Here is a 20733-nt window from a genome sequence, read left to right as displayed (position 1 = left end):
ACCGGCTCGGATGCGGATTAAAGGCCGGACGAGAGATCCGGACGAGAGATCCGGACTAGAGATACGGGCCCGAGCGGGCGCCCTGGTTGCCGCCGTCGTCCTCCTCGTGGCCGCCGGCGCCGGGCGGCAGGGCGCGCCGCATCTGTTCGAGCTGGGCGCGGGCCGCCATCTGCTGGGCGAACAGCGCGGTCTGGATGCCGTGGAAGAGCCCTTCGAGCCAGCCGACGAGCTGGGCCTGGGCGATCCGCAGCTCCGCCTCGCTGGGCACGCTGTCGTTGGTGAAGGGCAGCGAGAGCCGGTCCAGCTCCTCCACCAGCTCGGGCGCGAGCCCGGCCTCCAGCTCCTTCACCGAGCTGGCGTGGATCTCCTTCAGGCGTACGCGGCTGGCCTCGTCGAGCGGCGCCTGGCGCACTTCCTCCAGCAACTGCTTGATCATGCTGCCGATGCGCATGACCTTCGCGGGCTGCTCGACCATCTCCGTCACCGGGATCTCGCCGTGCTCGCCGCCGTCACCGGTCGGCGCGCCTCCCAGGGCCATTCCGTCGGAACCGACGATCAGGACCTGCTGATTCGGTGAGTGCTGCGGATTCTGCGGATTCTGCGAGCTTTCCGGCGAGCGTTCGTTCATCGCGTTCATCGGCATCTCCATACCGCCATTGTCCCTTAGGACGCGCGGCGGCGTCGGCCAGGTCCCGTCTCCCGTACGGGGCCCGGCCGACGCCGCCGCCTTCCTCCGCGCGCGCCCCGGTTTACGGCTCCGCGCGGCGGGCGAGCTGGGTGCGCGAGCGGGTGACCAGGGCCGCGAGCAGAGCGGCGCCGAGCGGCACGGCGACGATCAGCAGGGCCAGCGTGCTCCACGGGACGACGATCGGCACGTGCGGCAGCCTGCTCGTGCCGCCCCAGCCCCCGTCCAGCGCCTGGTGGTAGTACTTCCACTGCTCGCGCCGCTCGGTGTGCCGCAGCCCCACCGCGGGCAGCACGCCCGCCGCCGAGCCGAGCACCACGCCCATCGTGGCGATCACCCCGCACTGGAGGCCGGAGAGCGTGCGCCGCACCCGCGGCGGCGCGCCGATCGCGGCGAGCGTCTTCAGATCGGGCTCGGCGTCGGCCTGCGCGAGGCCGGTGGCGATGCCCGCGGCGCCGATGGTGACCAGGCCCGCGAAGAGCGTCAGGGCGAGCAGCACCAGGCTGTTGTCCCTGGTGTAGCCGCGCTCCAGATAGACCTCCGTGTCGGTGCCGATCTTGGCGAGGTCGCTGTCCAGCGCCTGCCGCTCGGGGCCGTTGGGCATCCGGGCGTTGGTGTAGAAGGAGCCCAGCGGCATCGTGTCGATCCCGACGCCGTCGGCGGCCTGCTGCGGCATCACGGCCAGCAGCCCGTACGTCCGGTCACGGCCCTCGGCCGCCAGGTGCACCGGCACCGACTTGACCGGGCCGACCGGCTCCTGTCCGTCGGGCACCGCCTTGCTCGTGTCCAGGGTGATCTTCAGCTTGAGCGTGCCGCGGTCGAGGTACCCCTTGTCGAACAGCACGGTCTCGCCGCGCGCCAGCGCCTGTTCCGCGTCCCCGTCCCGGATGCCGAGGGCGTGCAGGACGGCCGGGCCGCCGATCAGGACGGCGCTGCTGGTGGGCATGGCGGTCAGGCCCTCCACGTACGCGCAGCGCCAGTCGTGGGCCAGGGCACGGCGCTCGGCCAGGGTGAGCGCGGTCGCGCCCTCCGGCCGGTCGGTCGGGCACACGTTGGCGGCCGGCTTCACCGGCTGGACGTCGCCGCAGCCGTCGCCGCCACCGCCGCCCGCCTGGCAGTTCTTGCCGCCGACGACCATCGCGGACACGTCGGCGCGGCCGGAGACCGGGTAGCGCTTCTCGACCGCCGCGCGCACCGCGGTCAGGTCCCGCCCGCGGTCGCTGTAGGCCGCCACCGCCACGACGCCGCGCGGCAGTTGGGCCTCGTACGCGTCCCTGTCCTGCCGGTCGGCGCTCGCGGAGTACGTGGCGACCGCCACCGTACCGGCGACGGCGGCCAGCACGGCCGCGACCGCGGGCGCCGTACGGCCCCGGTTGCGCACCGCGTCGCGCAGCGCGAGCCGCGGGGACAGCGGCAGCCACTTGCCGGTCCTGCCGAACATGCCGACCAGAGTGGGGGTGAGCGCGACGATGCCCAGCTCCGCGATGCCGGAGCCGCCGCCGACCGCGAGGGTGCTGTCGGTGCGCAGCGAGCCGAAGACCGCGATGCCGACGCCGAGGCAGATCGCGCCGATGCCGAGGACCGGCAGCACGCGGTTGGCGTGCCGCACACCGCGCCGCCCGGTCAGCGACGCCAGCACGCTCTGCCGGGACGCGGTGACCGCGGGCACGACGGCGGCCAGCAGACCGGTGAGTACGGCCAGGCCCGCGATGCCGAGCAGTTCGAGCGGGCGCAGCGTCAGACCGCCGAAGCGGCGGCCGACGAAGTCCTCCAGCGGGGAGCGGAGCAGGACGGTGAGCAGCAGGCCCAGCAGGGTGCCGACGACGGCCGCGGCGACGCCGATCACCAGGCCGCCGGAGAGCACGATCGCCCGGATGTGGCGGCGGTCGCCGCCGTTGGCGCCGACCAGGCCGAGCTGGCGGCGCGAGCGCCGCGCGCCGACGGCGAAGGCGGGACCGGCCAGCAGGCAGATCTCCAGCATCGACAGGCCGACGATGGTCGCCGCCACGGCGACGGCCGTGGCCTTCCCCGTGTCGCCGGTGCGGTAGGGGGCGCTGCCGTTGCGCGACTTCGTGTAGAGCGGCACTTCGGAGTCGGCGGGCGGGTGCAGCACCACCGCGCGGGACTTGACGTAGATGCCCCGGGTGTTGGCTTGCTGCACCATCTGCCAGGAGTAGTCGCCGCTCGGCAACCCCACCAGGTAGGTGGTGTAGGCCGAGTCGTCCTCGCCGTTCAGCGCCTTGCGCGCCGCGGTGTAGGGCGCGATGAAAGCGCCCGGCCGCGCGATGACCTGCTCGGTGCCGAGCGTGTCCGGCAGGTCGTACGCGCCGACGATCTTGTACGTACGGTCCACGTCGCGGACGACGAGCTTCGAACCGACCTTCAGACCGGCGGACTTGAGGAACGCGGTGGTGGCGATGACCTCGTGGTCGGCCGCCGGGTAGCGCCCGCGGTCCAGGTGGGTGATGCCGCGCGCCAGCGGGTCGCCCGCCTCCAACTCCCGCACGGGGGCGGCGAGCAGACCGTACTTCGTCTTGAAGCGGGCGTAGGTCTGGGAGTCGGAGATCCAGCGCGCGCCCCGGGGCAGCGCGGTCAGCGGGTCGGTCGGCTTCGGGGTCTCCTGCTGTTCCGCCAGGTCCGCCGCCGACGGCGTGGCGTCCGGGTCCGCGGTGGCGTCCTTCACCGAGGTCCAGATGTCCGCGGGCGGGTCCTGGTAGATCGGCCGCCCGTTGGCGTCGGCGTCCGCAAGGCGCGCGTCGGCGGCGCCGATGTCTCGGCTCAGCTTCTGCTCCGGGCTCAACTGGGAGCTGCGGATGGTGATGTCGGCGGCGCTCACGCCGATGATCGGCAGCGCGATCATCGCCAGCACCATCGCGCTGCGGCCCTTGGAGCGCCAGGCGTCACGGCGGGCGATGCGGATGGCGGCGCGCCACGAGTTGAGGTTCCCCGCGCGGGCGCTCGGGCCGCGGTCCTGCGAGGCGGCGGGGTCCTGCGAGGGGCCGCGGTCCTGCGAGGCGGCGCCGCTCACTGGGCCGCACCGCCGGTCAGCAGCGACTCGGCGGAGGAGCGCAGCGTCATGTCCACGACGGAGCCGTCCCGCAGGAAGACCACCCGGTCCGCCCACGCGGCGAACCGCGGCTCATGCGTCACCAGGATGCCCGCGGCGCCCGCGTCACAGCGCGAGCGCAGCAGCGCCAGTACGGTGTCGCCGGTCTCCGAGTCCAGCGCGCCGGTGGGCTCGTCCGCCAGGACGAGGCGGCGGTCGCCGACCAGCGCGCGGGCGATGGCCACCCGCTGCTGCTGGCCGCCGGACATCTCGTCGGGGAAGCGGTCGGCCAGCTCGCCCAGGCCCATCTCCTCCAGCGCGGCGACCGCCTCGCGGCGCGCCTTGCGGGCGCCGGTGCCGTCCAGCTCGCGGGGGAGTGCCACGTTCTCGGCGGCCGTCAGCGCCGGTATCAGGTTGTAGTCCTGGAAGACGTAGCCGATGCTGCGGCGGCGCAGGGCCGCGATCTCCTTGCGGCTGGCCGTGGTCAGGTCCGTGCCCTCCACGATCACCCGGCCGGACGTCGGCAGGTCGAGGCCGCCCGCGATGGTCAGCAGCGTGGACTTGCCCGAGCCCGAGGGGCCCATCACGGCGACCAGTTCCCCCGGACGCACGTCCAGGTCTATCCCGCGCAGCGCGTGCACCTCGGTCGCTCCGGTGCCGTGCACGCGGGTGAGGGCTTCCAGGCGGAGGACGGGCGCTTCCGGCGGCGCGGCTTCGGTGTGCGGCTTTACGGACATGGGCGGTGCGTCCCCCAGGGTCGTGGAGTGCTCGTGCGGCGAAGTGCTCGGGTGCTGGTGTGCTCGGGTTTCGGCGTGCTCGGGTGGCGGTGGTCCGGCCGCTGGTCGGGCGGGCCGGTCCTGGCCGGGAGGTGGCCGCGCGACGCGGCCGGGCGCAGGGGTGGGGCGTACGGGGTCGGGCTTAGGTGCCGGACGTACGGGCCGGGCGTACGCGGTCAGGCGTACGGGGCCGGGTGCCGGTCGGCGCGCGGCTCAGCGGCGGGCCCGTGTCCGCCTCAGCGCGCCGCGCAGCACCCCGTCCGGCGCGGCGTCCTTCTCGTCGTTCTTCCCGTCGTCCAGGCCGCCGCCGTCGGCGGGGTCGGCGGAACCGGCGGAACCGGCGGGATCGGGAGTCGGGGCCGGTGCGGCGGGCTCGGCCGCCGGGGCCAGCGCCGTCAGCCGTACGAGCCGGGTCTCGCAGTGGTCGAGCCACCGCGCCTCGGCCTCCGCCTGGAAGATGAGCTGGTCGAGAACGAGCTGCCAGGCCACGTCGTCGCGGTCCGGCGCCCCGCTCTGCGCGGGCGCCGCCTCCAGCGCCTGGCCCTTCAGCCGGGTGTAGTCCTGCATCGCCCGGATGGTGTGCGCGCGCTGCGCCTGGATGACGGCCCGCACGTCCACCTCCGGCGATCCGACCGCCATGGCCAGCTTGATCGCCAGCTCGTTCCGCGGCGGATTCGCCCGGTCCACGGGCCGGGCGAACCACTCCCGCAGCTCACCCCGCCCGCCCTCCGTGATGGCGTACAGCGCGTGTCCGGCGTCGTCCTCGCCCGCCGGCACCACCAGCCCGTCGCGCTCCAGCCGCGCCAGCGTCGTGTACACCTGCCCCACGTTCAGCGGCCAGGTGGAACCGGTGCGGGACTCGAACTCTGTTCTGAGCTGGAAGCCGTATCGCGGCCCCCGCTCCAGGAGGGCCAGCAGGCCGTGGCGGATCGACATACTGAGTATGTATACCGAGTATGGACCCGCCTTTCAAGGCCGCGGCGACCCGTCCGACCGGGCACAACGGGACATGAGGGGCGCGTGCGACCGCCTCGGGGTCAGTCGCGGCGCAGGCGCAGGCCCAGGAAGCCGAGACCCAGGCCGACCAGGGCGAGGCCGGCGCCGAAGGGGAGGATGCGCAGGACGCGGCGGCCGGGCTCGTAGACGGCGGGAGTCTGCGCGCGGGCCTGGGTGCGGGCGGCGTCGGGTCCTGCGGGCGCCGAAGGGCGCGGCGGGGCCTGGGCGGGCCCGCCGTCGGGGACCAGGAAGGGCGCGGAGCGCGCGGCGCCGTAGGTGGACCGTACGGGCGGGGTGAGCGGCGGCCTGGCGGCCCCGTCGCCCGGTACGGACGTCGGTGTCGGCGTCGGGACCGGTGGCCGCAGCGGGCCCGCCGGGGTGGCGGGAACGGCGGGGGAGGCCGGGGGCCGGACGCCGACCGTGGGGTCGGGGGCCGGCTTGGCGGCCGGAGCGGTGGGGGTGGGGGTGGGGGTGGGGGTGGGGGTGGGGGTGGCCGGAGCGGTCGGCTCGGTGGTGGGCTCCTCCGTCACCGGCGGCCCGCTGGGCCCGGTGGTCGGCGCGGCGTCCTGGCGTCCCCCGAGTCCGGGGCCGCCGACCGTCTCGTGCCGGCCGACGAGGCCGGGGACCAGCCCGGTGAGCACCTCGGTGACGATGTCCGCGCCCGGCGCCGGGAGCGGACGGACCGCCGGGGCCGTGGGCTCGTCGGGCCCGGGCGCGACCGCCCACGCGGAGCCCGTCGCCATCACCGTCGCCGTCGCCGTCGCCGGAACGAGCAGCGCCCCCGCGAGCAGCACGGGCGCCGCCCTCCGTATCGCGCATCGCCTGTCGGGTGCCCGCCGCACACGTCCGCCTCTCCACCGAACCCTGTGTGGATTCAGCGTCACACGCGGCAACATTTCCGGCATCCCGGACGGCCGGCTCCGTATCGGACCGTTATCCGCGAGAGGGCGTGTTCATGCCGTGGTCAGGAGCACTTTTCCGATGTGGGTGCTGCCGTCCACCACGCGGTGCGCCTCGGCCGCGTCCCGCAGCGGGAGCGTACGGTCCACGACCGGCCGTACGGTTCCGGCCTCGATCAGCGGCCACACGTGCTCGCGTACCGCCGCCACGATCGTGGCCTTCTCGTCCAGCGGCCGGGGCCGGAGCGAGGTCGCGGCGACGGCGGCGCGCTTGCTCAGCAGCGTGGCCAGATTCAGCTCGCCCACGAGGCCGCCCTGGAGGCCGATGACGACCAGGCGGCCGTTGACCGCGAGCGCGTCCACGTTCCGCCCGAGGTACTTCGCGCCCATGATGTCGAGGATCACGTCGGCCGTGACGGCCTTCTCGAACTCCTGCTCGCGGTAGTTGATCAGGATGTCCGCGCCCAACTCCCGGCAGGCCGCCAGCTTCTCGGCGCTCCCCGCCGTGACGGCGACCGTCGCCCCCACCGCCTTGCCGAGCTGGACCGCCATCGTGCCGATCCCGCTGGAGCCGCCGTGCACCAGCAGCGTCTCACCGGGGCGCAGGTGCGCGGTGAGGAACACGTTCGACCACACCGTGGCCGTCACCTCGGGCAGCGCCGCCGCCGTCACCAGGTCGATCCCCTTGGGCACCGGCAGCAGTTGGCCCGCCGGCACCGCCACCTTCTGCGCGTATCCGCCGCCCGCGAGCAGCGCGCACACCTCGTCCCCGACCCGCCACCCCGCGACCCCGGAGCCCACCTCGACGATCCGCCCCGAACACTCGAGACCCGGATACGGCGACGCCCCCGGCGGCGGCTCGTAGAACCCCTGCCGCTGCAACAGATCCGCCCGGTTCACCGCCGTCGCCGCCACCTCGACGACGACCTCGCCCTCCCCCGCGACCGGATCCCCCACCTCCGCCCACGTCAGCACCTCGGGCCCGCCCGGCTCCGGAATCGTCATCGCATACATCCCCCGAGGCTACCGCTGCGCTCAGCCCCCCAGCCCGCCACGACCCCACCCCGCCGTTTCCCTTGCGCCGGACGGCCCGCCGAGTCTCTCCGGGGGCACGGCCCCCGCCGGTTCCTTTGCGCCGGACGGCCAGCCGATCTTTTAAGGGGCGCGGCCCCGCCGGTTCCATTGCGCCGGACGGCCAGCCGATCTTTCAAGGGGCGCGGGGAACTGCGCGACCAGCCCCCACCGTGGCGCGGCCGAAAAAACCGGCCCCAGCGGGGCAGATGCCGTCGTTCCCGGGCTGACAGCCCGGCGGGGGCTGAGCGCGCAGTTCCCCGCGCCCCTAAAAAAACACGCCCTGCGCGCCTGGCGCACCGGCCGAGGCGAAGGAGACGCGAGGGGCCGCGCCCCTGAAAAGGGGGTTCTGCGCACGTGCGGGTGGGGGCCTAGGCGAGGGGCGGGCCGGCGGGCCCGGCACGGTGGATGGCGATCACGCGGTCGGTGAGAAGCAGAGGCGCAGCCTCCGGATCGTCGTGGTCGAGAAGCCGATGCCCCCGCTTGACCGACACGACGAGGTCGTGGAGGTCACGCGGCGCCTGCCCCGCCTCGGCCTTGGTCACCGGCCGTTCGATGAGATCGAGCCCGCTCCCGTAAGTGATGAGGTCGTCCATGACGACCCCGACGCTGGGGCTGAGCATGGACAGCCCGAGAAGCCGCCCGGCGGCACTGGAGCTGGTGATGACGGCGTTGGCCCCGGACTGCCGCAGCAGCGGCGCATTCTCCTCCTCGCGGACGGACGCGACGATATGGGCGCGCTTGTTGAGCTGACGCGCGGTCAACGTGACGAGCACGGCGGTGTCGTCGCGCTGCGCGGCGATGACGATCTCCTTGGCGACCTGGGCCTCGGCCCGCAGCAGCACGTCGTTGCGGGTGGCGTCGCCGACGACGGCGACGTACCCCTCGTCCGTCGCGGCCTGCACGACCTTGGGGCTCGGGTCGACGATCACGATCCGGCTCTGCGGGATGCCGCGGCCGATCAACGTCTGGGCCGCCGACCGGCCCTTGGTCCCGTATCCGACGATGACCACATGATCGCGCAAGGTTCTCCTCCAGCGCTTGAGGCGGAACTGCTCGCGGGTCCGCTCGGTCAGCACTTCCAGGGTCGTCCCGACCAGGATGATCAGGAAGATCACGCGCAACGGCGTCACCAGGAAGGTGTTCGCGAGCCGGGCGCCCGTACTGTACGGGACGATGTCGCCGTAGCCGGTCGTCGACAGCGTCACCGTCGCGTAGTAGAGCGAATCCAGGAACGACACCGAGCCGTTGGCGTTGTCGTGGTAGCCGCCGCGGTCGAAGTAGACGATCAGGACGGTGGCGAGCAGGACCAGCAGCGCCATCAGCAGGCGGCGCGAGACCTGGAGCAGCGGGCCCGCGGCGGGACGCGGGAAGGCCACCCGGCGGTACCCCGCCGTACCGGCGGAGATCGCCGCCGAGGCGCTGCCGTCGCCCGTGCCGTCGGCGCCGTCCGCGCCGCCGGGGGGAGGATCGGCGCGACCGGCCGCCGCGTCGTACCGGGGCAGTTTCATATCCCGCTCCCCATCATGTGCCGCTCACCTTCATATACCGGTGTCGTCCACCGGTCCGACGACGTATCGCTTCGCGTACGGGATCACGTACCACGTGACATGGGCTGACGGCGGTCACGTACCCCGTACCTTCACGTATCGAGCACCACCGCGTACGCACCGGGGTGCCCTCACGTGCCGCTCCCCCACGCCAGCGCGAGCGCCCCGGTGTCGAGTACGGCCGTGTCGTCGCCCGCGCGGGCGCCGCCGGGCGGGATCACGGCCATGCCGTCGGCGGCGGCGAGGCCGCGGAGCATGGCGGGGCCGGAGTAGGTGAGCGGGCGCGCGGCGGAGTCGTCGTCGAAGACCACCGGGACGAGCCGGGTGTCGACCGGGTGACCCGGCACGTCGGCGGTGAGCGGCGCCGCGTACGGGGCCGGTACGGGGCGGCCCGCGAGAGTCCGCAGCAGGGGGGCGGCGAGGGTCAGGACGCCGGACACGGCGGCCAGCGGGTTGCCGGGCAGCCCGATGAGGTGGGTGCCCGAGGGGAGTTCGGCCAGCACCATGGGGTGTCCCGGGCGGACGGCGACGCCGTCGACCAGCAGTTTCGCGCCGAGCGCGGCGAGGACCGGGTGCAGGTGGTCGACCGGTCCGCCCGCGGTGCCGCCGGTGGTGACCACGAGGTCGGCGGTGCTCTCGCGGACCGCCCTGCGCAGGAGGTCGGCGTCGTCCACCAGCCGCCGTACCGCCACCACTTCGGCGCCGAGCGCGCGCAGCGACGACGGGAGCATCGGGCCGAGCGCGTCCCGTACCCGCCCCGACCTGGGCAGGCCGTGGTCCAGCAACTCGTCGCCGAGGACCAGGACTTCGACGCGCGGCCGTACGGTGACGGTCAGCTCGTCGTAGCCCGCGGCGGCGGCCAGACCGAGTACGGCGGGCGTCACGACGGTGCCCGCGGGCAGCAACTCCTCGCCGCCCCTGCACTCCTGGCCGCGCATTCTGACCTCCTGGCCCGGCGCGGGCGCGGGGTGCGGCGACCGCACCTGCAACCACTCGCCGTCCGTGCGGCGCTGCGTCCAGCCGTGTTCGCTGCGCAGCACCGCGGTGGTGCCGGTCGGCACGGCGGCGCCGGTCGCGATGGGGGCGGCGTGGCCGACGAGCAGCGGCTCCGCCGGGCGCTGCTGTCCGGCGAGCACCGAGGCGCCGCGCAGCCGCCACGGGCCCGGGCCCGCCACCGCCCAGCCGTCCATCGCGGAGGAGTCGAACGACGGCAGGTCCGTCAGCGCCGTCAGCGCCCTGGCCAGCGTCATGCCCAGCAGGTCCTCTCCCAACTCCCGTGTTTCGGAGCCGAGTCGGCGGCCGACGCGGCGCGCGATCCGCCGTGCCTCGGGCCACGGCACGGCGTCGGCGGGGGAGGGGAGCGGGGTTTGGGGCTGGGGTTGGGGCTGGCGCTGGGGTTGGGCGGGTGCCTGCGCGGGGGCCGGGCCCTGGACGGGGGGCCGGGGCGCGGGGCCCTCCGGGGTGGGGGCGGTGTCGTCCCGGCCGTGGCGGAGGGCGACGGACAGCGGGTCGTTACGGTCCTGGCCTCCGTAACCGGCCGCGCTGGCGGCGGTACGGCGCGACTCGTTGGCCAGGGCGAGGGCGTCGTCGAGCGCGCGGTCGGCCGCGTCGGAGGCGCGCGGGTCGAAGGCGCCCGCGTCGAAGGCGCCCGCGCCGGGACGGGTGCCGCTCATTCCGCCGGTTCCGGGTCGGTGCCGGGGGTGCCTGGTTTCCGCGCGTCGGCCTCTTGCGCGTCGGCCTCCTGCGCCCAGCGCACGGCCAGGGCGGCTGCCTTGTCGGCCGCCTCCCGTACGGCCTCGGGGCCGCCGCCCGCGCGCGCCGCCGCGTAACCCACCAGGAAGGTGGTCAGCGGCGCGGCCGGACGAGCGACGCCGTGCGCCGCGTCGCGGGCCAGATCGAGCAGGACGCCGGTGTCCACGTCCAGCTCGATACCCAGTTCGGTCTTGGCTGCTGCGATCCATTCGTCCAACACAGGGCCATGGTCCCTGAAACCTGGCTCGCTGTGGGACAGGCTCACCCCTCGGACACCCCGTCCAGCCGTGCCCGCGCCACCGCCACGTCCTCCCACGTATCGCAGTCGAACGACGCGTCCCCCGTCGGATCGGCCCGCCTGCGCACCACCAGCTCCCGTGTCAGCAACCGCAACGGCAGCCCCGCCAGCCCGCCGTGCTCCCCCTTCAGCAGCGCCACCTCCCGGCGCAGCGCCTCCCCCCAATACGCCCCCGCCAACGGCTGATCCCGCCCTCCCGCGTCGGTGAGCAGCACCCCTTCCGTCACGGTGCCGAGCGCGCCCAGCGCCTCCACCAGGCCGGTCACGGCGCCGACCGTCAAGAACGGCAGATCGGCCGCCAGCACGACGACGATTTCCGGCGCGGGAAGCGGCGGCCCGGATGGGGCCAAGTGGGCCAACGCGGTCAGCCCGGCGTCGAGCGCGGGCAGCGGCCCGCCCCCCGGCGGCTCCTCCCGCGCCCAGCTCACCGGCCGTACGGTCCCGCGGCGCGGCCCCACGACCACCGTCCGCTCCGCCCCCTCGCACGCCGCCAGCACCCGGTCGAGCAGCATCCGCCCCCCGACCTCCACCGCCGCCTTGTCCACCCCCCCGAGCCGCCTCGCCCCACCCCCGGCCAACACCACCGCATCAAACCCAGTCGCCACCCCCCGAGTATCCCCGGCCCCGGCGCACCCCGATCTTTTTGGGCGCGCCCCCGCGCTGGACGCTGCACCGATCTTCCAAGGGGCGCGGGGGGACCTCCCAGCGCCCGGGGGGTCAGACGGCGGCGAGAAGAACGGCCGGGCTCTCGACGCAGTCAGCGACAAAGCGAAGGAACCCCCCTGCGATCCCACCGTCGCAGACCCGGTGATCGAAGGTGAAGGAGAGCTGCACGACGTGACGCACGGCCAACTCGCCCTGGTGAACCCACGGCTTGGGGGCGATACGGCCGACACCGAGCATGGCGGCCTCGGGATGGTTGAGGATCGGGGTGGAACCGTCCACCCCGAAGACCCCGTAGTTGTTGAGCGTGACGGTGCCGCCGGTCAGGTCCCGCGGCGTCAGCGCCCCCGTCCGAGCGGCCTCGGTCAGGCGGCCGATCTCCGCGGAGAGCCCGGCCGTGGACCTGGTGTGGGCGTCGCGCACGACAGGCACGACCAGGCCGCGTTCGGTCTGCGCCGCGAAGCCGAGGTGGACGGCCGGCAGCCGTACGATCTCGCGCCGCTCGGTGTCGACCGTGGCGTTCAGCTCCGGGTAACGGGCCAGCCCGGCCGTCACGATCCTGGCGAAGAGGGCCAGCACCGAGATCCGCTCGCCGCCCGAGGCGTTCATCGCCGCCCGCGCGGCCACCAGTTCGGTGGCGTCGGCGTCCACCCAGCACGTGGCGTCCGGTATCTCCCGCCGACTGCGGGCCAGCTTGTCCGCGACCATGCCGCGTACCCCGCGCAGCGGCACCCGCTCCTCCCCCGCCGGCACGGGAGCGGGGGCCGGAGCCACGGCAGGTGCCGCCGGAGCCGCCACCGCGCGCTCGACGTCCGCCCGCAGGATCAGCCCGTCGGGCCCCGTACCGGCCAGGGCCCGCAGGTCCAGCCCGTGTTCCCTGGCCAGCCGCCGGACCAGCGGCGATATGACGGCCACCGGGCCGTCGGCGACAGGCGCCCCGGCGACAGGCACCTCGGTGACCGAAACCGCCGCCTGCACCGAACCGTCCACCGCCCGCACCCGTCCGCGGCGCCGCGTCACCGCCGTACCGGTGCCGTAACCGACCAGCACATTGCCCGAGCCCTCATCGGCCGCGCCGCCCGAGGCGTCCGAGGCGCCTGAGGCGTCCGGGCCATCCGGGTTCCCTGCCGCGTCGGAGTGCGAACCCACCGCGACCGTGACCAGGGGGCGGCCCACGTCGAGGGTGTCGCCCTCGGCGCCGAAGCGGGCGGTCACGACACCGCCGTAGGGGCAGGGGACCTCGACGACGGCCTTCGCGGTCTCGACCTCGACCACCGGCTGGTCGATGGCGACGACCTCGCCGACCTCCACCAGCCAGCGCACGATCTCCGCCTCTGTGAGCCCTTCGCCCAGGTCGGGGAGCGTGAATTCCTTGACGACGGCCATCAGCCCTCCCACTGCAAGCGGCCGACGGCGTCGAGAATCCGGTCGACGCCGGGCAGATGGTGCCGTTCCAGCATCGGCGGCGGGTAGGGGATGTCGAATCCGGCGACGCGCAGGACCGGCGCCTCCAGGTGGTGGAAGCAGCGCTCGGTGATCCGGGCCGCTATCTCGGCGCCCATGCCGCCGAAACCGGACGACTCGTGCACGACGACCGCCCGCCCGGTGCCGCGTACGGCCGCCGCGACCGTCTCCTCGTCGAAGGGCACGAGGCTGCGCAGATCGACCACGCCCAGGTCCCAGCCCTCCTCCTTGGCGGCCTCCGCGGCCTCCAGGCAGACCGGGAGCGAGGGGCCGTAGGTGACCAGCGTCGCGGTGCGCCCGGTGCGCCGCACCACGGCGCGGCCGATCGGCGGAACCTCGGCCGGCGCGGCCGGCGACCAGTCGGACTTGGACCAGTAGAGCCGCTTCGGCTCCAGGAAGACCACCGGGTCGTCGGAGGCGATGGCCGCCCGCAGCAGCCCGTAGGCGTCCTCGACGGTGGCCGGGGTGACCACGTGGAGGCCGGGGGTGTGCGCGTAGTACGCCTCGGAGGAGTCGCTGTGGTGCTCGACGCCGCCGATTCCGCCGCCGTACGGGATGCGGATGGTGATCGGCAGCGGCAGCGCGCCACGCGTGCGGTTGCGCATCTTCGCCACATGGCTGACGAGTTGCTCGAACGACGGGTAGGCGAAGGCGTCGAACTGCATCTCGACCACCGGGCGGAGCCCGTACATCGCCATGCCGACCGCCGCGCCGAGGATGCCCGCCTCGGCGAGCGGAGTGTCGGTGCAGCGGCTGTCGCCGAATTCGGCGGCGAGCCCGTCGGTGATCCGGAAGACGCCGCCCAGGGTGCCGATGTCCTCGCCGAGGACGTGGACGGAGTCGTCGGCCGTGAGCGCGTCACGCAGCGCCTGGTTGAGGGCCTGCGCCATGGTGGCGGGTCTGCGGGTGGGCGCGGCGGCGCGGCCCGCGGTCGGTGCGACGGTGGTCATGACTGCCGCTCCGCTTCCAGCTCGGCCCGCAACTGGGCCTCCTGCTGCCGCAGTTGCTGGGTGGGCTCGGCGTAGACGTGGGCGAACAGCTCCATCGGGTCGAGCCGCGGATCGGCGTTCATCCGCTCCCGCAGGTCCGCCGCCATGGTCTCGGCCTCGTCGGCCGCGCTCCGCCTGACGTCGTCGTCGAGCAGTCCGCGACCGGTCAGCTCCCGTTCCAGCAGGGCGATCGGGTCGTGCGCGCGCCAGGCGGCGACCTCGTCGTCGTCGCGGTAGCGGGTGGCGTCGTCGGCGTTGGTGTGCGCGTCCATCCGGTAGGTGACGGCCTCCACGAGCGTGGGGCCGCCGCCGTCCCTGGCCCGCCCGACGGCCTCGGTCAGCACCTCGTGCACGGCGGCCGCGTCGTTGCCGTCGACCAGCCGTCCCGGCATCCCGTAGCCGACCGCCTTGTGGGCGAAGGAAGGGGCCGCGGTCTGCTTGGCGAGCGGCACGGAGATCGCGAAGCCGTTGTTCTGCACGAGGAAGACCACCGGGGCCTGCCAGACGGCCGCGAAGTTCAGCGCCTCGTGGAAGTCGCCCTCGCTGGTGCCGCCGTCGCCGACCATGGCGAGCGCCACGACGTCGTCGCCGGTCAGCCGGGCGGCGCGGGCCAGCCCGACCGCGTGCGGGAGCTGCGTGGCCAGCGGGGTGCTGAGCGGCGCCACCCGGTGTTCGTGCGGGTCGTAACCGGTGTGCCAGTCGCCGCGCAGCAGTGTCAGCGCCTCGACCGGGTCCACGCCTCTGGCGACCACCGCGAGGGTGTCGCGGTAGCTGGGGAACAGCCAGTCACGGGGCCGCAGCGCGAGAGCGGCGGCGATCTCGCAGGCCTCCTGACCGGTGCTCGACGGGTAGACGGCGAGCCTGCCCTGCTTGGTGAGGGCGGTGGCCTGCCGGTTGTAGCGCCGGCCGCGGACGAGCTGCCCGTACAGCGTGCGGAGCAGGGCGGGGTCGAGCTCCGCGGCGGCGGGGGTGCCGAGCAGCCGGTACGGCTCCGGGTCGGGCAGCAGCGGCGCGGCTTCGGTGCGGGGGCGCCAGGCAGGGGTGTCCAGCACGGTCATCGCGAGCACCTCCTTGTGGTCGGTGACCGAAAAAGCGATCGGGCGTGAGCGGGTGTCGCTCCCTACCGATTGTTCGGTCGCCGGAGGCATTTTGGCTACAGGGTGGTTTCGCCTGTGGACAAACGGTTCTGCACAGCCTGAGATGGAGCCAGTACGTCCATGGTAAGGAGGCACGGGGGGATGGCGAGAGAACAGATGGCCGCACAGGACCCGGAGGTCCGACCGCTGGACCCGATCGACCGCACGATCCTGCGGCTGCTCCAGGAGGACGGAAGGGCCTCGATACGCTCCGTCGCCGAGCGCGTGCATGTCTCACGGGCGAACGCGTACGCCCGGATCAACCGGCTCATCGAGGACGGGGTCATCCGAGGTTTCACCGCTCGCGTCGACCACGAACGCGCGGGCCAGGGCGCGTCCGCGTACATCACGCTCAAGATCGTCCAGAATTCCTGGCGGACCGTCCGTGAACAACTCATCACTCTTCCGGGTGTTGCCCACATTGCCCTGGTAAGTGGTGATTTCGATGTTTTGCTGCTGGTCCACACCGCCGACAACCGGACCCTGCGCGAGCTGGTCCTGACCCGGCTCCAGGCCATCGAGGAAGTCCTCAGCAGCCGCACCCTGCTGGTCTTCGAGGAGACCGACCAGGTCGTCGGCGGCTGAGGACCGGCACCGGCCGCGACCGCGACCAGTGCCTCCGGTCAGCCGCCGTACTTCTTGAGGAACGCCTTGACCTTCGCGTAGTTCGCCTCGTCGGACAGCATGCTCACGCCGTGGTTGAAGCCGCCGACGATCGTCAGGTCGTTCTCCTTCGCCTTCTTCGTCAGCTTGCTCAGCTCCTTCGTGGAGTCCTGGAAGGGGCTGTCCAATTCGGCGGCCATGTAGAAGACGGGCATCGTCAGATTCGGTACGACCATCGAGGCGTCCATGCCGGAGTACGTCGAGGGCGCGGACAGCGAGACGACCGCGTCGACCGGCGGCGTGATGGTGCCCGCGGCGGACAGCACCGCCGTACCGCCCTTGGACGCGCCGACCAGCAGCAGCTTCGTCACGCCCTTGGACCGCAGGTAGGCAGCCGCCGCGGTGAGTTCCCGCACCTCGCTGCCCGCGGAGTTCACGGCCAGCACGCGGTAGCCGTCCGCGGCCAGGTCCTGCGCGTGCGGCACCCACTGGCAGACGTCCCCGTCCGCCTGGTGGGCCAGCACCAGCCCGGTGCCGCCGGTGCCGGTCAGATAGCCCTCGACGTCCTGGCCATCCCCGCCCGGGAAACTCACCGAGCCCGCCTTGGCCTGTTCGGGTGACAGGCAGCCGAAGCCGTTCGCCGTGGCGGTGGGCGTGGGGGCGGGCGCGGCCCTGTCCTTGTCCTTGGCGCCCCCGCCTCCTCCGCACCCGGCCAGCAGCAGGAGGGAGACGGCCAGCGCGGAGGCGGCCGCCGCCCGCACCGGCGGCCCGAATCGCGCGACAGATCGCTCAGCGGAGAACATGGCTGGATCGTGCCGGGGCCACCCCCGGTGGGTCAATGGTCTGGACCATCCGGCCGCACGGTCGCCCGGCTCGCCGTCGCTACGTACGCAGCCCGTCGAACGCCATCCGCACCACCGCGTCCGCCACCTGCTGCCGGTCGAGCGCGCCCTTGGCCTCCGGCCGGTACCACTCCACGATCGAGTTGATCATCCCGAAAAGCAGCCTGGTCGCCAGCCTGACGTCCACGTCGCCGCGCAGATCGCCGTCCGCGACCGCCGCCTTCAACAGATCCGCCACCCGCTGGTCGAACTCCCTGCGCCGCTCCATCGCCCAGCGCTCGGTGTCGGTGTTCCCGCGCACCCGCAGCAGAAGGGTGACGTAGGGAAGTTCCGCCATCAGCACCTCTGTCGTACGCCGGGTGACGTACTCCAGGCGCCGCACCGCGCGGCCGTCGACCGCTCCGGGCTCCTCCAGGATGCCGAAAAGCCCCTCAAGGGCGCGGCCCACCGCCCTGTTCAGCAGTTCTTCCTTGCCGCGCACATGGTGGTAGATCGACGACTTCGAGATGCCCGCGGCGCGCGAGAGATGCTCCATGGACGTGCCGTCGTAACCGCGCTCGTTGAAGACCTCGACGGCGACGGCGAGCAGCGAATCCGGCGTATAGGTGTCGCGCTTGGGCATGGTCATGAGGAGATCATTCTTCCTCCGCCCTCGCGCGCCACAGCACTTCGACCGAAGGCGCGTAACGGCCGTTGGGGTAGTACGAGTGCAGCGACTCCAGCGTTTCGCGCACCCAGGACAGGGAGAGCCGCTCGCCCCATTGCAGCGGGCCCAGCGGGTAGTTCACACCGAGGCGCATGGCGGTGTCGACGTCGGCGGCGGACGCCACTTCCTTTGCGACGGCGTCGGCCGCGAGGTCCACCAGCATCGCGACCGTCCGCGCCACGATCAGTCCGGGGACCAGCCGGATGACGCTGACCTGCTTGCCGAGAGCCTGGAAGAGCCCGACGGCCTCCGCGAGCGCCGCGTCCGGCACCTCCGGGGTCCGCGCGAGCGCCATCCTGGTGGCCGTCGTGTAATCGGCCGCCAGGTCGAACTGGATACCCGGCTCCAGGGTGCCGTCCGCCGGGTAGAGATACGTTCCGTCACTCAGCTCGAAGCCCTGGACGCCGTCGTCCTCGGTGACCTCGATCCCGGACGCGCGCACCAGGCCGACGAGGGCCTCCGCGGGACCCAGCTCGCCGTGCGCCACGCGCCGCGGCGCGTCCGCGGGCTCCGCGGTGTGCGGTCCGGGCGCGGCACCGGGCTCCGGCGCGGGTTCGTACACGAACCAGCCGCGGCCCGTCTTGCGGCCGAGGCGGCCGGACTCCACCAGGCGGCGCTGGGCGAGCGACGGCGTGAATTTGGGGTCGTGGAAGAACGACTCCCACACCGATCTGGTGACCGCCTCGTTCACGTCCTGGCCGATCAGGTCGGTGAGCGCGAAGGGGCCCATGGCGAAGCCGCCGCATTCGCGCAGCACCGCGTCGATGGTGGCGGGGTCCGCGGCCCGCTCCTCGTGGACGCGCAGGGCCTCGGCGTAGAAGGGACGGGCGATCCGGTTGACGATGAAGCCCGGGGTGTCGGCGCAGCGCACCGGGGTCTTTCCCCAGGCGGCGGCCGTGTCGTAGGCGGTGTCGACGGCTGCGGGGTCCGAGGCGGCGCCCGCGACGACCTCGACCAGCGGGAGCAGCGGGGCCGGATTGAAGAAGTGCAGGCCGACGAGGCGGCCGGGCAGCCGCAGGGCGCCCGCGACGGCGGTCACCGACAGGGAGGAGGTGTTGGTCGCCAACAGGCAGCCGTCGCCGACGGTCTCCTCCAGTTCGGCGAAGAGCCGCCGCTTGACGGCCAGATCCTCCACGACGGCCTCGACGACGAGCGCGGCCGGTGCCAGGTCCGCGATGCCGTCGGCGGGGACGAGCCGGTCCAGCGCGGCCCGGTGTTCGGCCGTGTCGAGGCGGCCCTTCTCGGCCAGCCGGGCCAGCCGCGCCCCGACGCCCGCCGCGGCCTTCGCGGCCAGTCCCGGCGCGGCGTCGTACAGCAGCACGCGGTGCCCCGCGAGCAGCGCGACCTGCGCGATTCCCTGGCCCATGGTGCCTGCGCCGACGACGGCGACGACACCGCCGCGGTCAAGTGCGGTCACGGTGGCACAGCTCCTTCCCGAGGTACTGCCGAGATCCTGCCGGGTCTTTCCGAGTTATCCACAGGCCGGGACGTCCCTCTTGTCCCGACCGAACATTCGGTTAATCTAGCGTTGTCTCTGCTACTCAGCCCAGCTCGACGAGGAGTTGGTCCGCCATGTCCGCCACTGTCTCCGCCGTGACCTTGATCGAACGCCATCGTGACACGCTTGACAAGGCGCTCGATGCCGTCAGGACCCGGGCGTACTGGTCGCCCTACCCCGAGCACCCCAAGGCGTACGCCGACGCCGACGAGGGCAAGGCCGCCTTCGACGCGCTGCTCGGCCACCGCTTCGAGCTGGACCAGCCCGGCACGGACGGCTGGACGGGCACCGAGCGCTCCCCGTACGGCCCGGACCTCGGCGTGGAGTACCCGCACCCCGATCCGGACGTGCTGCTGCCCGCGATGCGCGCCGCGATGCCCGCCTGGCGGGACGCGGGACCCGAGGCGCGCGCCATGGTGTGCCTGGAGATCCTGGCGCGGATCAACGCGCGGACGCACGAGTTCGCGCACGCCGTGATGCACACCTCCGGGCAGGCGTTCACGATGTCCTTCCAGGCCGGCGGCCCGCACGCGCAGGACCGCGGCCTCGAAGCGGTGGCGTACGCGTACGTGGAGCAGGTCCGCACCCCGGAGACCGCGGAGTGGATCAAGCCGCAGGGCAAGCGCGACCCGCTCAATCTGCGGAAGTCCTTCACCGCGGTGCCGCGCGGCATCGGCCTGGTGATCGGCTGCAACACCTTCCCGACGTGGAACGGCTATCCGGGGCTCTTCGCCTCCCTGGCCACCGGCAACGCGGTGCTGGTCAAGCCGCACCCGCGCGCGGTGCTGCCGCTGGCCCTGACCGTACGGGTGGCGCGCGAGGTGCTGGCCGAGGCGGGCTTCTCGCCCGACCTGGTGTGCCTGGCCGTCGAGCGGCCCGGCGAGGGCCTGGCCAAGACCCTGGCGCTGCGCCCCGAGGTCCGGGTCATCGACTACACCGGCTCCACCGCCTTCGGCGACTGGCTGGAGGCCAACGCCCGCCAGGCGCAGGTCTTCACCGAGAAGGCCGGCGTCAACACCGTGGTGATCGACTCCACCGACGACTACCGCGGCATGCTCTCCAACCTCGCCTTCTCGCTGTCCCTCTACAGCGGCCAGATGTGCACCACCCCGCAGAATCTGCTGATCCCGCGCGACGGCATCGACACCGACGCGGGACGGCGGAGCTACGACGAGGTGGTCGCCGACATCGCGGGCGCGGTCGACGGGCTGCTCGGCGACGACGCGCGGGCCAACGCGCTGCTCGGCGCCCTGGTGAATCCGGACGTCAAGGCACGGCTCGAAGCGGCCCCCGGGCTGGGCGAAGTCGCCCTCGCCTCCCGCTCGGTGACCCACCCGGACTTCCCCGACGCGGTCGTCCGCACCCCGGTGCTGGTCAAGCTCGACGGCGCCAAGCCGGACGCCGAGGCGGCGTATCTGTCGGAGTGCTTCGGCCCGGTCGCCTTCGCCGTGGCCGTGGACTCGACCGCCGACGCGCTCGAGCTGCTGCGCCGTACCGTCCGCGACAAGGGCGCGATGACGGTCGGCGGCTACACCACCTCCGCCGAGGTGGAGCGCGGCCTGGAGGAGGTCTGCTGGGAGGAGTGCGCGCAGCTCTCGCTCAATCTGACCGGCGGTGTGTACGTCAACCAGACGGCCGCCTTCTCCGACTTCCACGGCTCCGGCGGCAATCCGGCGGCCAACGCGGCGCTGTGCGACGGCGCGTTCGTCGCGAGCCGCTTCCGGATGGTGGAGGTGCGGCGGCCCGCCTGATCGCGGGG

Annotated in this window: 16 protein-coding genes and 1 pseudogene; 2 read left to right on the top strand and 15 right to left on the bottom strand. The window is 73.5% G+C overall.

Annotated features, from left to right (window positions below; genetic code table 11):
* Positions 1 to 55: 55 nt before the first annotated feature.
* The 12 genes and pseudogenes from ACIP4Z_RS06715 to pdhA all read right to left on the bottom strand — a co-directional run bounded on the left by ACIP4Z_RS06715 (position 56) and on the right by pdhA (position 15247).
* Positions 56 to 628, bottom strand: coding sequence for a proteasome activator (locus ACIP4Z_RS06715; RefSeq protein WP_391043469.1), 573 nt, complete (start codon positions 626 to 628; stop codon positions 56 to 58).
* A 121-nt stretch (positions 629 to 749) separates the two neighbouring features.
* Positions 750 to 3545, bottom strand: coding sequence for an FtsX-like permease family protein (locus ACIP4Z_RS06710; protein ID WP_401306022.1), 2796 nt, complete (start codon positions 3543 to 3545; stop codon positions 750 to 752).
* A 164-nt stretch (positions 3546 to 3709) separates the two neighbouring features.
* Entirely contained in the window at positions 3710 to 4468 is a 759-nt protein-coding gene (locus ACIP4Z_RS06705) for an ABC transporter ATP-binding protein (protein WP_355336729.1), read from the bottom strand.
* A 252-nt stretch (positions 4469 to 4720) separates the two neighbouring features.
* Positions 4721 to 5443 (bottom strand): PadR family transcriptional regulator, encoded by a 723-nt coding sequence (locus ACIP4Z_RS06700; RefSeq protein ID WP_401305536.1) that lies wholly within the window; start codon positions 5441 to 5443, stop codon positions 4721 to 4723.
* Between the two features lie 101 nt (positions 5444 to 5544).
* Positions 5545 to 6297, bottom strand: a complete 753-nt coding sequence (locus tag ACIP4Z_RS06695; RefSeq protein ID WP_401305535.1) for a hypothetical protein — start codon at positions 6295 to 6297, stop codon at positions 5545 to 5547.
* Between the two features lie 159 nt (positions 6298 to 6456).
* Positions 6457 to 7416: an NAD(P)H-quinone oxidoreductase gene (locus tag ACIP4Z_RS06690; protein WP_355336726.1), complete on the bottom strand. Its 960-nt coding sequence runs from the start codon at positions 7414 to 7416 to the stop codon at positions 6457 to 6459.
* Positions 7417 to 7844: 428 nt separating this feature from the next.
* Positions 7845 to 8984, bottom strand: coding sequence for a TrkA family potassium uptake protein (locus ACIP4Z_RS06685; RefSeq protein WP_188279870.1), 1140 nt, complete (start codon positions 8982 to 8984; stop codon positions 7845 to 7847).
* Between the two features lie 170 nt (positions 8985 to 9154).
* Entirely contained in the window at positions 9155 to 10696 is a 1542-nt protein-coding gene (locus tag ACIP4Z_RS06680; RefSeq protein WP_401305532.1) for a molybdopterin molybdotransferase MoeA, read from the bottom strand.
* A pseudogene (locus ACIP4Z_RS06675) lies at positions 10693 to 11654 on the bottom strand (DUF6457 domain-containing protein). Before ACIP4Z_RS06675 ends, ACIP4Z_RS06680 begins: the two are co-directional and overlap by 4 nt.
* Positions 11655 to 11790: 136 nt before the next feature.
* On the bottom strand, positions 11791 to 13122 hold the full coding sequence (locus ACIP4Z_RS06670; RefSeq protein WP_401305530.1) for a dihydrolipoamide acetyltransferase family protein: 1332 nt from the start codon (positions 13120 to 13122) through the stop codon (positions 11791 to 11793).
* Positions 13122 to 14150, bottom strand: coding sequence for a transketolase C-terminal domain-containing protein (locus ACIP4Z_RS06665; RefSeq protein ID WP_391041923.1), 1029 nt, complete (start codon positions 14148 to 14150; stop codon positions 13122 to 13124). The genes ACIP4Z_RS06670 and ACIP4Z_RS06665 overlap by 1 nt, the downstream gene beginning before the upstream one ends.
* Positions 14147 to 15247 (bottom strand): pyruvate dehydrogenase (acetyl-transferring) E1 component subunit alpha, encoded by a 1101-nt coding sequence (gene pdhA / locus ACIP4Z_RS06660; protein ID WP_401305528.1) that lies wholly within the window; start codon positions 15245 to 15247, stop codon positions 14147 to 14149. The genes ACIP4Z_RS06665 and pdhA overlap by 4 nt, the downstream gene beginning before the upstream one ends.
* Positions 15248 to 15427: 180 nt before the next feature.
* Here pdhA and ACIP4Z_RS06655 point away from each other — a divergent pair, with 180 nt between their 5' ends.
* The gene (locus ACIP4Z_RS06655; protein ID WP_401305526.1) at positions 15428 to 15910 is read left to right on the top strand and encodes an Lrp/AsnC family transcriptional regulator; all 483 of its coding nucleotides are present in this window, start codon (positions 15428 to 15430) and stop codon (positions 15908 to 15910) included.
* A gap of 38 nt (positions 15911 to 15948) precedes the next feature.
* Here ACIP4Z_RS06655 and ACIP4Z_RS06650 read toward each other — a convergent pair whose 3' ends face one another.
* From ACIP4Z_RS06650 to ACIP4Z_RS06640, 3 genes are all read right to left on the bottom strand, one after another.
* Complete coding sequence (locus ACIP4Z_RS06650) at positions 15949 to 16731, bottom strand: alpha/beta hydrolase family protein (RefSeq protein ID WP_391041927.1); 783 nt, start codon at positions 16729 to 16731, stop codon at positions 15949 to 15951.
* Between the two features lie 79 nt (positions 16732 to 16810).
* Positions 16811 to 17398, bottom strand: coding sequence for a TetR/AcrR family transcriptional regulator (locus tag ACIP4Z_RS06645; RefSeq protein WP_401305523.1), 588 nt, complete (start codon positions 17396 to 17398; stop codon positions 16811 to 16813).
* A 7-nt stretch (positions 17399 to 17405) separates the two neighbouring features.
* Positions 17406 to 18893, bottom strand: a complete 1488-nt coding sequence (locus ACIP4Z_RS06640; protein ID WP_401305521.1) for a 3-hydroxyacyl-CoA dehydrogenase — start codon at positions 18891 to 18893, stop codon at positions 17406 to 17408.
* Positions 18894 to 19048: 155 nt separating this feature from the next.
* On the opposite strand from ACIP4Z_RS06640, the gene paaN reads away from it, so the two are divergent.
* A complete protein-coding gene (gene paaN / locus ACIP4Z_RS06635; protein ID WP_391041931.1) occupies positions 19049 to 20725 on the top strand; it encodes a phenylacetic acid degradation protein PaaN in 1677 nt (558 codons plus the stop codon).
* The last annotated feature ends 8 nt before the right edge of the window (positions 20726 to 20733 follow it).

Source organism: Streptomyces sp. NPDC088910 (assembly GCF_044749865.1).
Lineage (GTDB): Bacteria > Actinomycetota > Actinomycetes > Streptomycetales > Streptomycetaceae > Actinacidiphila.
The sequence above is the reverse complement of the archived record's forward strand: the minus strand, read 5'-3'. Positions and strand labels throughout refer to the sequence as shown.